At 62.5% G+C, this 13,475-nt stretch carries 13 protein-coding genes; 2 read left to right on the top strand and 11 right to left on the bottom strand.

Annotated features, from left to right (window positions below):
• Window positions 1-50 precede the first annotated feature (50 nt).
• Window positions 51-1,424 carry a glycosyltransferase family 1 protein gene (locus LG047_RS18220; RefSeq protein WP_227968097.1) on the bottom strand — a complete coding sequence of 458 codons (1,374 nt, stop codon included), beginning with the start codon at window positions 1,422-1,424 and terminating at the stop codon, window positions 51-53.
• A gap of 101 nt (window positions 1,425-1,525) precedes the next feature.
• Here LG047_RS18220 and dusA point away from each other — a divergent pair, with 101 nt between their 5' ends.
• The gene (gene dusA, locus LG047_RS18215) at window positions 1,526-2,536 is read left to right on the top strand and encodes a tRNA dihydrouridine(20/20a) synthase DusA (protein ID WP_227968096.1); all 1,011 of its coding nucleotides are present in this window, start codon (window positions 1,526-1,528) and stop codon (window positions 2,534-2,536) included.
• 10 nt (window positions 2,537-2,546) lie between these two features.
• On the opposite strand, the gene cobS is transcribed toward dusA, so the two are convergent.
• From cobS to LG047_RS18165, 10 genes are all read right to left on the bottom strand, one after another.
• Window positions 2,547-3,320, bottom strand: coding sequence for an adenosylcobinamide-GDP ribazoletransferase (gene cobS, locus LG047_RS18210; RefSeq protein WP_227968095.1), 774 nt, complete (start codon window positions 3,318-3,320; stop codon window positions 2,547-2,549).
• 51 nt (window positions 3,321-3,371) lie between these two features.
• The gene (locus LG047_RS18205) at window positions 3,372-4,343 is read right to left on the bottom strand and encodes a type II secretion system F family protein (protein WP_036280510.1); all 972 of its coding nucleotides are present in this window, start codon (window positions 4,341-4,343) and stop codon (window positions 3,372-3,374) included.
• Window positions 4,344-4,394: 51 nt separating this feature from the next.
• The gene (locus tag LG047_RS18200; protein WP_227968094.1) at window positions 4,395-5,375 is read right to left on the bottom strand and encodes a type II secretion system F family protein; all 981 of its coding nucleotides are present in this window, start codon (window positions 5,373-5,375) and stop codon (window positions 4,395-4,397) included.
• 18 nt (window positions 5,376-5,393) lie between these two features.
• Window positions 5,394-6,842, bottom strand: a complete 1,449-nt coding sequence (locus LG047_RS18195) for a CpaF family protein (protein WP_036280505.1) — start codon at window positions 6,840-6,842, stop codon at window positions 5,394-5,396.
• Window positions 6,843-6,883: 41 nt separating this feature from the next.
• Complete coding sequence (locus tag LG047_RS18190) at window positions 6,884-8,149, bottom strand: AAA family ATPase (protein ID WP_036280503.1); 1,266 nt, start codon at window positions 8,147-8,149, stop codon at window positions 6,884-6,886.
• Complete coding sequence (locus LG047_RS18185; RefSeq protein ID WP_227968093.1) at window positions 8,149-8,913, bottom strand: CpaD family pilus assembly protein; 765 nt, start codon at window positions 8,911-8,913, stop codon at window positions 8,149-8,151. The genes LG047_RS18190 and LG047_RS18185 overlap by 1 nt, the downstream gene beginning before the upstream one ends.
• Window positions 8,914-8,940: 27 nt before the next feature.
• Window positions 8,941-10,455 carry a type II and III secretion system protein family protein gene (locus LG047_RS18180; protein WP_036280500.1) on the bottom strand — a complete coding sequence of 505 codons (1,515 nt, stop codon included), beginning with the start codon at window positions 10,453-10,455 and terminating at the stop codon, window positions 8,941-8,943.
• 56 nt (window positions 10,456-10,511) lie between these two features.
• Window positions 10,512-11,315 (bottom strand): Flp pilus assembly protein CpaB, encoded by an 804-nt coding sequence (gene cpaB, locus LG047_RS18175; protein ID WP_036280498.1) that lies wholly within the window; start codon window positions 11,313-11,315, stop codon window positions 10,512-10,514.
• Between the two features lie 261 nt (window positions 11,316-11,576).
• Window positions 11,577-12,083, bottom strand: a complete 507-nt coding sequence (locus LG047_RS18170; protein WP_227968092.1) for a prepilin peptidase — start codon at window positions 12,081-12,083, stop codon at window positions 11,577-11,579.
• A 177-nt stretch (window positions 12,084-12,260) separates the two neighbouring features.
• Window positions 12,261-12,425: a Flp family type IVb pilin gene (locus LG047_RS18165; RefSeq protein WP_036280494.1), complete on the bottom strand. Its 165-nt coding sequence runs from the start codon at window positions 12,423-12,425 to the stop codon at window positions 12,261-12,263.
• 432 nt (window positions 12,426-12,857) lie between these two features.
• On the opposite strand from LG047_RS18165, the gene LG047_RS18160 reads away from it, so the two are divergent.
• Window positions 12,858-13,400, top strand: coding sequence for a pilus assembly protein N-terminal domain-containing protein (locus LG047_RS18160; RefSeq protein WP_158497239.1), 543 nt, complete (start codon window positions 12,858-12,860; stop codon window positions 13,398-13,400).
• The last annotated feature ends 75 nt before the right edge of the window (window positions 13,401-13,475 follow it).

Raw genomic sequence — 13,475 nt, 5'->3', positions numbered from 1 at the left:
AAGGAACGGAAGCAATCTGCACGCCTGCGGCCGCGCGACGGGCTCTTTCGTCAATTGAGTTCGGATGCGGGGGCGCGCATGGCGTTTTGCAATGTGGCGGCGTCGATCTGATATTTTGCGTTGCGAACAATATCTGCAAGTATTGCGGCCGACTCGCGCCAGTTGGCGACTTTTGTCGGTTGCACGGCGTTCGCGACCGCCTGCGCCTCCCCGATCCGCTCCGCAAGCGCCGCAGCGTCGAGCAGCGGAAAGTAGGTCACGTGATCGCCGCCAATTTCGCGGAAGACAGGAATGTCGCTAGCAATCACCCTCGCGCCATGATGCGCAGCCTCGACGAGTGGCATGCCGAATCCCTCCGCGAAGGAAGGAAAGACGAGAGCGCGCGCATGGCGATAAAGATGAAACAGATCCGCGTCGCTCGCATTGTCGAGCCAGATGAGGCGGCGCCCATATTCCGCATGCCTGCGTATGCGACGCTGCAAGGCGCGAGTGTTCCATCCCGGCCTGCCGACGATCACATAACGCAGGTCGCGACCGTCGGCCCATAATTTCTCGAAGGCCGCGAGCGCCACAGGATAGGCCTTACGCGGCTCCAGCGTGCCGACGCTCATGAAATATGGCGTCGGCGACGCCGTGATTTCGCGGGCCCGCGCCGATGGCGTCGCATCCGGCGGCGCGCGAAAATCCGCGCCGAGCGGCCACCAGCCGATTTGCATATTTGCAGGCGCCTCCCGGCCCGTATCCCGCAAATGACCGACAAGATCATCGGCAACGCTTTTTGAGATGCACATCAGCGCATCGCATTTCATCAGCACGGTCTCGAACCAGACCGCGAAGGATCGACCATTCGCCGACTCGGCCGCGTTCGGATAAAGCAGGGGAATGATGTCATAGAGACAGCCGACGACACGCGCGCCCGCCACGCGTGCATTTTCCATGAGCGGCGGATATTCGTCGAAAAATCCCCAACCCGAGTCGAGCAGCAGGAGCTTGTCTCCCGCGCCCATCATGACTTCGTCGGGCAATCGCTGATGTCTGAAATGAGAGTAGAGGCGCCCGTCTTCGATGAACACCGGCAGCCCGCTTCCGCTTTCGACGCAGGCGCGCGCGATCTCCCGCACCACGCGTTGAACGCCAGTGTGCTTGCGGTAACGATGCGTCGCCGTCACATCGATGAGAAGCCGACCCTGTTCGGGCGGCGCCGGAATATCGCCATCGAGCACGGGCCGCAGGCTCTCGGCCTCCGCCTGCCCCGGCCTGCGCCAACGCCCGTCATGCAGGCAGCTCAGCCCAACCAGCCGCGACAGCGTCCAGTAGAGTTCGCGCGCCTTGCCCGCCAGAAACCTCACGCGCGGATCGGTCAGCGCCTGCTCCTTGTCGAGCTCGGCGCGCAGAAATGCGTCGATTTTTTCCTTCGGCGTCATCCCGATCCCCGGCGCACGGCGCATGATTTGCTTGCATTTTACGGGGTTCGTACGGCACGTTGCCAGCAAAGGCAAGAGCGCCACGAGAGCCCCAATTCCCGATGATACGCCCCGAAGACATACGCTTTTCCGTCGCGCCCATGATGGATTGGACCGATCGGCATTGCCGCTATTTCCATCGTCTGCTGTCGCGGCGCGCGCGGCTTTACACAGAGATGCTCACCACCGGCGCCGTCATCCACGGCGACCGCCTGCGACTGATGGGCTTCGACGCCTTCGAGCACCCGGTCGCCTTTCAGCTTGGCGGGTCCGAGCCCGCCGATCTCGGCCGCGCCGCGCGGATCGTCGAGGAATTCGGCTATGCCGAGGTCAATCTCAATGTCGGCTGCCCGTCCGACCGCGTGCAGAACGGCGCTTTCGGCGCATGCCTCATGCAGCGTCCGGCGCTCGTCGCCGACTGCGTGAAGGCGATGAAGGACGCTGTCGCCCTGCCCGTCACCGTGAAATGCCGCATCGGCGTCGACGATCAGGAGCCCGAACGCGCCCTGTTCGACATTGCGGAGCGATGCGTCGAGGCTGGCGTGGATGGGTTGATCGTCCATGCGCGCAAGGCGTGGCTCCAAGGCCTGTCGCCGAAGGAGAACCGCGACATTCCGCCCCTCGACTATGCGCTCGTGCACCGCCTCAAGCGCGCGCTGCCCGCGACGCCCATCGCCATCAACGGCGGCATCGCGACCCTCGCCCAAATGCGCGAGCAACTAACGGAAGTCGATGGCGTGATGGTTGGCCGCGCCGCCTACCATGACCCCGCGCTGCTGCTGCAAGTCGATGCCGAGCTGTTCGACGCGCCCTCGCCGCTCGCAGATTGCTTTCAGGCGGTGGAGGCGTTCCTCCCCTACATCGAGCGTGAACTGAGCAAGGGCGAAAGACTGTCGTCCATCACGCGGCATTTGCTCGGGCTGTTCGCAGGGTTGCCGGGCGCCCGATCCTATCGCAGGCGCCTCGCGCTCGAAGCGGTCAGGCCCGGCGCGGGCGTCGAGGTTCTACTCGACGCGGTCGGCGAGGTGCGCGCCGCGATGGCGCGCATGAGCGAGCCCGCGCCGGCGTCGTGACGCGCGGGCGTCAGCGCGCGGACAAAGCGACCAAAATTGCGATTTCCGACACCTGCTGCGCGGCGCCGAGCACGTCTCCCGTAAAACCGCCGATCTGACGCTGCGCCAATTTCGTGAGCGCGACCGTGACAATAATCGCAGCTAGTTGAGAGGCGACGATTTGCGCGACAGACGCGCCCGCAGCCAGAGGGCATAGCGCCAGCGCTGCCGCCACGACGAAGGCCCGCCGGATCATATCGGACGACGGAGGCGCTGAAGACGCCCCCGCCCCGTCTGCGCGTGCGGGCGCCGCGACAAGCATCGGCGCCAATCCCGCCGTGCGCGAAAACGCGCCCGCGGCCAGAAGCGCAAAGAATGCGAGCACCGCGCCGCGTTCGATGATCGCCGCCAGCGCAAAAACCCGAAGCATCGTCGAAAGACACAGCGCAAGACCCCCATAGGAGCCGAGCCGGCTGTCGCGCATGATGGCGAGCTTTGCTTCGCGATCCTTGCCGCCGCCGAAACCGTCTGCGAGATCGGCGAGGCCATCCTCATGCAACGCGCCGGTCGTGAGTGCGAGGGCTGCCACAGCGCAGGCCGCTGTAACGGTAGTCGGGAGATGCAACGGCTGCGCAACGAGTATTACCGCGCCGCCAATGCCGCCGATGATTGCGCCAGCGATCGGCGCCGCCCAGCCGACGCGCGAAAAATCGGGCGCGTTATGCGCGTCATTCGCACCCGTGACCGGCAGGCGCGAATAAAATTGCAGGCAGGCGCGAACATCCTGGATGATCTTCTGCATCATGCCTTCTCATGACCGAAGGCGCCCGACTTGTCGAGCGCCCCCCGATCACAATCAGGACGCCGACTGCATCACCTGGATCGCCGCCGGCGACAGCACGACGACCATCAGCACCGGCAGGAAGAAGACAATCATCGGAACCGTCAGCTTCGGCGGCAGGGCGGCGGCTTTCTTCTCCGCTTCCATCATGCGCATGTCGCGGCTTTCCTGCGCGGTGATGCGCAACGCCTGACCGAGCGGCGTGCCGTATTTTTCCGCCTGAATGAGCACGGTCGAAATCTGCTTCACCGACTCGAGGCCCGTGCGCGCGGCGAGATTGAGATAGGCCGTGCGCCGGTCGGGAAGATAGGAGAGTTCGGCCGTGGCGAGCGCAAATTCCTCGGCCAGCGGAATCGACTGCACGCCGATTTCAGAACCGACCTTGCGGAAGGCATGCTCGATCGACATGCCGGATTCGACGCAAATCAGCATCAGATCGAGCGCATCCGGAAAAGCGCGGCGCATCGACGTCTGCCTGTTGGTGATGGTGTTGCTGATGAACAGCTCCGGAGCCTTCACGCCGAGATAGGTGGCGCCGATGACGATCATCGTCTTGAGCAGGCTGCTCATGTCGGAATCGTCGAGGAAGTAAAGGTAGAAAAGCGCAAAAAACAGAAAGGCGATCGGCGTCACGAGACGAAAGAACAGAAAGGCCACTTCCGCCTGCGGCCCGCGAAAACCGGCGGACGCAAGCTTCAGCTTCGCGTCATCAGTATTGAGCCATTTCGACAGGGAGAACCTGTCGACGACATTCTTCATATAGAATTTCGGCTCCTGACGAAGCGCCTTGCCCTGCGTTTTCGCCAGCGCGCGTTCGCGCTGACGAATGCGCTCGCGCTCGCTCGAAACACTTTTCATTCGCCGCGACAGAGTGTCCGTGTTGAGCAGCGGCATGGCGATCGTCAGGATCGTCGCAATAACCGCGATCGCCGTCAGTATGCTGACGATGAATCGACCGTCGGCCAATTTTTCGATAATCTCATTCATCCGTCTCGCCTCTCGCCGCCCGCTCTCGCGATTGTGCCGATCTGCTCCGCGTCAGATATCAAAGTTGATCATCTTGCGCATGATGAAGACGCCGATCGCCATCCACAGCAATCCGCAGGCGATGATGATTTTTCCGATGTTGGTGGTGAAGAGCACCATCATGTACGAAGGCGTCGTGAGATAGACGGCCCCGCCGACAAGGAACGGCAGACTGCCGATAATGCCCGCTGACGCCTTGGCCTCTGACGACATCGCCTTCACCTTCCCCTTCATTTTCTTGCGATCACGCAGCACGCGCGAAAGATTGCCGAGCGCTTCCGACAGATTGCCGCCCGACTTCTGCTGAATATTGATCACGATGGAGAAAAAGGAGGCTTCCGGCACCGGCACGCGCTCGGCGAAACGCTCCACCGCCTCGCCGACAGAAAGTCCGATCGCCTGGGACTCGATGATACGTCGGAACTCGCCGCGAACCGGCTCCTGCCCTTCGCTCGCGATCACGCGAAAGCAATCCGCCACCGGCAAGCCCGCCTTCACGCCGCGAATGATTACATCGATGGAGCCTGGAAACTCCTCGATGAATTTCGATATGCGGCGCTTGCGCAGAAACGACAGCAGCCAGTTGGGCAGGCCGAAAATCCCAACCGCAGCCCCGCCAATCACCACCATGATGTCGCCATTCACCACGAACAGGAAAAAGGCGACAAGCAGACCGAACGCGACAGAACCGATGAGAAAAACCTGCGGCGTCCAGGTGAGGCCCGCCTGCATGATGCGCTGTTCGAGCGTGAGCTTTTTCTTCTTGTTCTGGTTCTCAACCTCCTTCAGGCTTTCGGCAATCATCTTGCGGCGCTTCGCGGGATCGACTGTTCCCCTCCCCGCGACGGCGCCGCGCTCGCTTCTGCCAGAAGTCAGCGCGGCCGTGCGCTTTTGCGCTTTGATCTCGCCCGAAAGATAGGGATAGACGAAGGCGTACATCACACCCGCGACGGCGAGCACAATCAGGACGACAACCGCAATCTGCCGCTCCATGGCGATCCCCTCGTGAGTTTAGTTCTCGTCACGCACTTCCGAAGCGTCGAGCGCTGCGGCAAGGCGTTCGTCTTCACCATAGTAACGCGCGCGCTCCCAAAATCTGGGACGGCCGATTCCGGTCGAACGATGCCGGCCAATGATCTTGCCATTGGCGTCTTCGCCGAGGATTTCGTACACGAAGAGATCCTGCATGGTGACGACGTCGCCTTCGAGACCCATGACCTCGGTGATGTGGGTGATGCGGCGGGAGCCATCGCGCAAACGCGCCGCCTGAATGATGACGTCGATAGACGAGACGATCATGTCACGAATGGTTTTGGCGGGAAGCGAGAAACCGCCCATGGTAATCATGGACTCGAGACGACCCAGCGCCTCGCGCGGCGAGTTGGCGTGCAGCGTGCCCATCGAGCCGTCGTGACCCGTATTCATCGCTTGCAGAAGGTCGAAGGCTTCCGGTCCGCGAACCTCGCCGACGATGATGCGTTCAGGACGCATGCGCAGACAGTTCTTGACAAGATCGCGCATGGTGACGGCCCCGTGCCCTTCGAGGTTCGGCGGGCGCGTTTCGAGGCGCACCACATGCGGCTGCTGGAGTTGCAGCTCGGCGGCGTCCTCGCAGGTGATCACGCGCTCGTCGCCCTCGATATAGTTCGTCAAACAGTTTAGCAGAGTCGTCTTGCCCGAACCTGTTCCGCCCGAGATCAGGACGTTGCAGCGCACGCGGCCGATGATCTTCAGCACCTCGCCGCCTTCCGGCGAGATGGCCCCGAAACGCATCAGCTGGTCGAGCGTCAGCTTGTCCTTCTTGAATTTACGGATCGTGAGCGCGGGCCCGTCGATGGCCAGCGGCGGCGCGATGACGTTGACGCGGGAGCCGTCGAGCAGACGCGCGTCGCAGATCGGCGAGGATTCGTCGACGCGGCGGCCGACTTGCGAGACGATGCGCTGACAAATGTTCATCAACTGCGAATTGTCGCGGAAACGAATATTCGTCAGCTGAATCTTGCCGCCGACTTCGATATAGGTCTTGAAGGCGCCATTCACCATGATGTCCGCAATGTCGTCGCGCGCAAGCAGCGGCTCGAGCGGTCCATAGCCGAGCACGTCGTTGCAGATGTCGTCGAGCAGCTCCTCCTGCTCGGCGATCGACATCACGACATTCTTGATCGCGATGATCTCGTTGACGATGTCGCGGATTTCCTCGCGCGCGTTCTCCGGATCGAGCTTGGAGAGCTGCGCGAGGTCGATGGCCTCGATCAATGCGCCGAAGATGACGCTTTTCGTGACGTAATATTCTTCGGACTTCTTCTGTTCCGGTGCGGGCGGCGCCGATGTCGATGCGGGTTCGATCGCCGCCGGCCCCGAGACCAGCGGCAATTGAGGCTTCACCGACGTCGTCGTCGGAGCGGTTGGCCCTCGCGGCTTCGCCGCCGCTTCGCCGACATTCGTACGCTTTCCGAACATTGCCGATTATCCTTGCGTCATTCCATCGATAGCCGCTCGCGTCAGCTCGCCTTCTTGCGCGACAGGCGTTGCAGCAACGGCGACAACAGCGTCTTCTTCGCGCGGCGGCCGGCCGCCTTGCCCATCAATGAACGGGCGACGTCGTCGAGCATCTCGACGATTTTGGAGCCGGCCTCCACCTCCGCCAGCATCTGCCCATTGTTCGCAGCCGTGCCGAAAAGCTTGGGCTCGAAGGGAACGATGGCGACCGGATCGATCTCGATCGCCTTGGTGAATTCGGTAAGCGAAATCTCCGGGCGACGGGGGACGCCGACATTGTTGAGGATGACGCGCGGCGGGCGATCGTTGACGCGCGCGGAACGCAGCACATCCACGACGGTTCTCGTATTGCGAAGATTTGCGAGGTCGGGCGACGCCACGACGACCACTTCGTCGGCGGCCACGAGAACGCGTCGCGTCCAGGCGCTCCACTGATGCGGCACGTCGAGAATGATGGCCGGCGTCGTCGAGCGCAGAATGTCGAGCGTCGCGTCGAACGCCTGTTCGGGAAGGTCGTAGAGACGATCGACCGTCGCAGGCGCAGCGAGGAGGCTCAGCGTGTCGCTGCATTTCGACAGCAGCCTGTCGACGAAATTCGAATCCAGCCGCTCCGGCGAAAATACGGCGTCGGCGACGCCTTGCGGAGGATCCTGATTGAAGTCGAGGCCCGCCGTTCCAAAGGGAAGATCGAGATCGACGATCACTGTCTGATATTCGAGCAGGCGCGAGACAGACCATGCGAGATTATGCGCGATGGTCGAGGCCCCTACGCCGCCCTTGGCGCCGACGACCGCAATCATGCGGCCGAGCGCTTCCGAGCTGGAGCCATTGTAGAGAAGCGACACCTGACCGATGAAGCTGAGAATATCGAAAGGAGCGACGACATAGTCGCTTACGCCGCGCGACGTCAGCTCACGGTAAAGCGCAATGTCGTTCTCATGACCGACGACCATCACTTTCGTGCCGGCGTCGCAAAACTCCGCGAGAGATTCGAGCTGCTCGATGAGCGTGATCCGATCGGAGAACGTCTCGAGAACGATGAGATTGGGCGTGGGCGCCGAGCGATAGGCCTCGACGGCCGCGAGCACGCCGCCCATGTGCACCTTCACATGCGCCTTGCTCATGCGGCGATCCTGGGCCGCATTCTCGATGACCTTCGCGACGTCCTGAGACTCGCAGAACGCCTGGATCGAGATCCTCGGTACCGGCGCAATCTGCGTCGCGCTTTCGCTGGGCGTCACCTGGCGCTCGACTGACGTATCGACCATTACTGGCCTCCCACATTGCTGATAGAGGACGGCTTGAGTCTCCACTGCGTCGTCGGATCCTCGCCTCGACGCACGCGGTTGATGGCGCGCATGCGCATTTCGATGTCGCTGGCGGTCTCTCCGCGTGGCACGGCGAGATCGCGGGGATCGGCGACCTGCGCCGAGAGCGTCTGTTGCGAGGCGCAGCCGAAATTCCAGTAACTCTGGTTTTCCCAGCCTTGCAGCGACGTGCCGGAGGCGAGATCCGTCGGCCATTCGCCGCAGCGGCCCGAGACTTTCGCCTTGAGCGACTGGAACGACAGCCGGATCGGCGCGGCAAGATGCGGGTCCGTCACCGGATAGGTTCCGACGAGAATATTGCCTCTCAGTCCGGCCGCGGCCAAAGCGCGCCGAACCGCGGAGACGCCGGCCGCCGAATAGGGCGCGCCGACTGGCGTCAGCAGCGTGACCTGACCGTGGCCGAACTCGCGATAGTGCTCGACGAATTCCTTGATACGCCCTTCAGTCGTGTAATCGACTCCGCCGTGAACGACCGACGGGAAGAGATCGATCACATGCGGCGCCTCGGCCAGAACGACAGGATGGCGGTCATGATAATCATAAGGCGCCACCGGCGGCGGCAATACGCGGTTGACGCCGCAGGCGCCGAGCGGCGCCGTCAGCAGCAACGCCAGAACTTTGCCGGCGCGCAACGCCCGTCGCGTCTTCGCTGATCTTGCAAAGCCGCCGGCTTGCGTCTTCGCGATTTCCAAATTGGTCGACATATTCGTCATCCCTCGCGGCCGTGGAGCCTAGTCGTGAATGAAGCCGATACGGCCCTTGAAGTTCTGCATGAGCTGCGGATTGTTGCGCGTCGAATAGATGCGGTTGACGCGACCCAGCAACCAGCCTTGCGGATCGCTCGCATCGGCGAAGCCGTCATCCGGACGCGACACGTCCTGCGCGCTCAGCGGCCGCACGATGTAGGGCGTGACGATGACGAGCAGCTCGGTCTCGTTGCGCAGATAGTCGCGCGAGCGGAACAGCGCGCCGAGGATCGGCAGATTGAGCAGGCCCGGCAAACCGGAAATCGCCTGCGAGGATTTTTGCGTCAGCAAACCCGCTGTGGCGATCGAGCCGCCCGACGGCAACTCCACCGAGGTTTCGTTCTTGCGGGTCTTGAAGCCAGGAACGGCGACGTTGGCGTAAGTGAATGTGTTTTGCAGATCGACCTCGGTCACTTCCGCCGCGAGATGCAGATGAATGCGGCCTTCGGAGAGGACGATCGGAACGAAATTCAGCGACACGCCATAGGATTTGAAGGTGATGCCCGGCGAACAGATGGGCTGGCCGCCGCCATTGGTGAAGAAAGTACAGGAGCCGGAGCCCGGAACGGCGATTTCGCCACCGACGAGCATCTTTGCGGCCTCCCCGGAGACAGCCGTCACCGTCGGCTCGGCGAGGATGCGCGAAACGCCGTAGCGCTCGAACGCCTTGAGAGTGGCGTTGGTGTTGTTCGGCCCATTGATGATCAACGCGCTGTTCGACATCGTCGGGTTGATCGCGAATGGATTCTCCTGGACGAGTTTTCCCCACGAGCCGTTCAAGATCGTCTCGCCGCCCGCCTGCGCGGAGAAGCCGAGCTGCTTGATGACCTTGCGTTCGACTTCGGCGACGGTGACCTTCAGCATCACCTGCTCTTCGCCGCGGATGGTCAGCGCATTGATGACGTTGCCATCGGCCGAGCCGCCGACGCCGCCGACCTGCGAATTCGAGGCCTGGCCTGCGACTCCGCCGCCGCCGCCCGCGCCGCCGCCCATGGCGCGCGAGGCGAAGCCCTTTGCGATGTCCACCGCGCGCAACGCCTCGCCGGCGGACGAGACCGTGCCGGTAAGGATGATGATGTCGTTCACGGTGCGCGCGGTGATATTCGACTTCGGCAGCGCCGCTTTCAGCAGCGGGGCCAGTTCGCCGACGTCGCGGCCGATGCTGATTTCCAGATTGGCGACCTGGCGCCCGCTCGAGTCGACGGCGAAGATCGTCGTCTGCCCGGCGTCCATGCCCATGATGTAAAGCTTGCGCGCAGAGCGCACGATCGCGTCGGCGACTTTCGGATTGCCGACGACGACTTCCGTTGCGTCGCGCGGCAGATCGACGATGATCGACTTGCCAACGCCCATCGAGATGCGACGCGCCAGCATCGCATTGTCGCCCGACTCGACGCCCACGCCGGGGCCCTGCGCATGGGCCGGCGCGATCCCGGTCGCGGTCGCGACCGCCACCGTCGCCCAGACGGCGCCGATCACATTCTGCATCAAGCGGCTCATGCGCGACGCTCCTCGCAATTTCGTGGTTTCAGGAAGTAGGGAGTTCATGACGGCGATCATTTCGTGCGCAGATTCGCGGCGACGCCGTGCCGCACGACCGTGAGACTGTCGTCGCTACCGGGATCAGCCGGCGCCTCGGCGGCGGCGTCCTTGTTGATGGCGTCGGTGATCGGGCGGAGCGAAAGCACCAGCTGCCCGGTGCGCTGCGCGAGGACGACGAGTTCGGCTTGGCGCGGATCGAGTTCGAGCGTCGCGGTGGAGCCGGTCACGACGGGCTCGGCGCCCTTTTTCTCGATGGTCTGACCCATCGCGAGAACGCGCACGTTCGAAAGCACGACCTCCGAGTTGTAGACTTCGTGCCCGAGATCCTTCGTCGCTTCCGTGTCGCGATAGGTGCGCAGCACGTCGACGCGGTCATTGGGCAGGATGAAGCCGCCGGCCGTATTGTTCAGCGTGACGTCGATGGCGATGGCGCGCTTGCCGGGCGACAGCATCGTCGACATGAGGCCGGCGGTGACGCCCTTGATCAGACGATCCTTGCGAATCGGCTCGCCGCCGGCGATGGGGATGCGCACGTAGGAGGATTTGACTTCCTCCTGCGCATTCGGGGACTCGGTCTTCGTTAGCGATCCCACGGGAACCGACGTCTTGGGCCACTCGACCCAGGCCATGTCCTGATCGACGATTTCCGTGCCGTAGGTCAGATCACGCGTCGCGACCAGAACCTGCTCGGTGTTCATCGGCGGCGGCGCGACCACGACAGGCGCCTGCGGCGGCGGGCTGGAGCTGTTCATCATCATGAACGCGCCGCCGCCCGCGGCGACGGCGACTGCCAGGACTGCGATCTGTGCCTTGTTCATCGTGAATCTTCCAACCGCCAAGTTCTAGGTTGGCACGATTGAACCGGATAAACGTCAAATTAGGGTTAATCAGATGTTACAAAACGTCGACATTTCACGAATGTGTACTTTTATTCAAGAACGTTGATATTTAAAGCCTTCGGGGGCGCATGGATGGCCCCTCCCCGCAAAAACGGGCGTATCCGCGCGGCTCTTTCCGTCAATTTGCCGGCGCCTGCGGGGCGCGATCATCAAGGTCTCTCGCGCCCGACCGGCCGGCTATCAGAGGCCGCCGAGCTTCAGGAAGAGGCCGGTCTGCGGGTAGACGAGGAGCCCCGCGACGGCGAGCGCGATGCCATAGGGCACGCCATTGGTCTTCTCGGCCAGGCGCGCGATGAAGGCGACGGACAGCACCCTGCGCGGCAGATCATGCCGGCGCAGTTCTATGATGATGACCGTCAGCACGCCGCCCGCGATCGACGCCACGAGGCCGTAATCGAGAAGATGCTCCCAGCCGAGCCAGAGCGCGGTCGCCGAGGCGAGCTTCGCGTCTCCGCCGCCGACCCAGCCGAACTGGAACAGGACGAAAGTTAGCGCCAGCATCGCGAGCCCGCAGGAAACATGCAGCCCGAAGGTCTGCAAGGGAATGGGCAGATAGACCGCCAGCGCGAAATAGACGAGCACCAGAAGGGCGGAGACCCGATTGGGTATCGTCATCGTGAAAAGATCGGAGAAGGCGGCGAAGACCATCATGGTCGGAAAGACGATAAGCGCCAGAGCCTCGATCATGGGGCGATCCTGTTCGACATCGAAACGGACGTCGCGAGGCTTCGCTGCGTCCCATGAGAAAATTACGTTCGAATGATTGAACTACGGTTAAGCTTTCGTCCCGTAGAGAGACCGTTGAAAAAAGTCAGCGGCCCCGTTTCCGGGGCCGCCGCGGCTATAATATTCGCGTCGTCGGGATCAGGCGAGGTTGCCCGAAACCTTGGCGAAGGTGCCCGACAGGTTCGTGCCGAGAGCGCGGACGCCAGCGATGATCGCAACGCCGATCAGAGAGGCGATCAGGCCGTATTCAATCGCGGTGGCGCCGGACTCGTCCTTCACGAAACGCGAGAAAATCTTGTTCATTTTGCTGCTCCGAGATTCAATTTCACTCCATCGAACCGCGCCCTTGAAACATTACGGCGCCGCCCGAACAACGTGAACTTAGCCTTTGAACCTTTCAAACTGGTTGATCGGACGAGGGCAATGTCGGTAACGAAACAAAAGGCTGACGAATCCCCTCGCGCCAATATACGGAAAGTTGTGCCGGGCAAGGCATGAATCCGTCGCGCCGACGGCATGTCATCGATCGTGCGCGGACGTTCTTATATAAGAGAAATACTTGTATACGTTCGACCTTCTGCAGCTGTCCGCCGTCGACGGACGGCGGGGCCCGCGCCACCCTCGTGGTCCTTTCAGTATTCATTCACCATTAGCTGCTTTATTCGCTCACGCCGCACGGCAACGCTTCAGTTGCGCATCAGGCGGCCGCCCGATCGTCAGTCCGTCGAAGGGCGCGTGACCAATTACGAGCTCGCGAAAAGCGCCGTCGGCGCCACGCGACAGCGCCGCACGGTGAACCGCATGACACTCGTTCCGTCTTTCTTTCGCGGGGCCCTGCTTCTGGCCTTCGGCGTCTTCGGCCTCGAATCCATGGCGACGGACGCGAGCGCAAAGGAGCGTCCGATTCGCGTCGAACTCGATTATGCGCGGATCGTCAGGATTCCTCCCGGCGCGCAGACGCTCGTCATCGGCAACCCGCTCGTCGCCGACGTGACCATGCTGCGCAATAGTCAGCTGATGGTGATTACTGGAAAGAGCTTCGGCACGACCAATCTGATCGTGCTCGACCGCACGGGGGCGCAAGTCGGCGAGTCCATCGTCACTGTGGCGCCAGCGGAAGACAAGCTCGTCGTGCAGCGCGGAATGCATCGGGAGTCCTACTCCTGCAATCCGAGATGCGCGAAGGCCGTCGATCTCGCCGATGATTCTCAATACATGAGCCAGACCATCGACGCGGTGAAGGCGCATGACGGCGCCGCGACGTCAACGCGCCGGTAAGGAGCATTTCCCGTCAGTAACCAAGAGTCGCCGTGCGAAGCCTGACAGCGCGATATCGAAGCTTTCGGTAACGAG

Origin of the sequence: Methylocystis sp. WRRC1 (genome assembly GCF_020733155.1) — a bacterium.
GTDB lineage: Bacteria > Pseudomonadota > Alphaproteobacteria > Rhizobiales > Beijerinckiaceae > Methylocystis.
This window is presented reverse-complemented; position numbering and strand designations above follow the sequence as displayed.

Excerpts from the sequence above, each read along its gene's own strand:
- LG047_RS18220 (WP_227968097.1), bottom strand. The coding sequence starts at position 1,424 with ATGACGCCGAAGGAAAAAATCGACGCATTTCTGCGCGCCGAGCTCGAC.
- dusA (WP_227968096.1), top strand. The coding sequence starts at position 1,526 with ATGATACGCCCCGAAGACATACGCTTTTCCGTCGCGCCCATGATGGAT.
- cobS (WP_227968095.1), bottom strand. The coding sequence starts at position 3,320 with ATGATGCAGAAGATCATCCAGGATGTTCGCGCCTGCCTGCAATTTTAT.
- LG047_RS18205 (WP_036280510.1), bottom strand. The coding sequence starts at position 4,343 with ATGAATGAGATTATCGAAAAATTGGCCGACGGTCGATTCATCGTCAGC.
- LG047_RS18200 (WP_227968094.1), bottom strand. The coding sequence starts at position 5,375 with ATGGAGCGGCAGATTGCGGTTGTCGTCCTGATTGTGCTCGCCGTCGCG.
- LG047_RS18195 (WP_036280505.1), bottom strand. The coding sequence starts at position 6,842 with ATGTTCGGAAAGCGTACGAATGTCGGCGAAGCGGCGGCGAAGCCGCGA.
- LG047_RS18190 (WP_036280503.1), bottom strand. The coding sequence starts at position 8,149 with ATGGTCGATACGTCAGTCGAGCGCCAGGTGACGCCCAGCGAAAGCGCG.
- LG047_RS18185 (WP_227968093.1), bottom strand. The coding sequence starts at position 8,913 with ATGTCGACCAATTTGGAAATCGCGAAGACGCAAGCCGGCGGCTTTGCA.
- LG047_RS18180 (WP_036280500.1), bottom strand. The coding sequence starts at position 10,455 with ATGAGCCGCTTGATGCAGAATGTGATCGGCGCCGTCTGGGCGACGGTG.
- cpaB (WP_036280498.1), bottom strand. The coding sequence starts at position 11,315 with ATGAACAAGGCACAGATCGCAGTCCTGGCAGTCGCCGTCGCCGCGGGC.
- LG047_RS18170 (WP_227968092.1), bottom strand. The coding sequence starts at position 12,083 with ATGATCGAGGCTCTGGCGCTTATCGTCTTTCCGACCATGATGGTCTTC.
- LG047_RS18165 (WP_036280494.1), bottom strand. The coding sequence starts at position 12,425 with ATGAACAAGATTTTCTCGCGTTTCGTGAAGGACGAGTCCGGCGCCACC.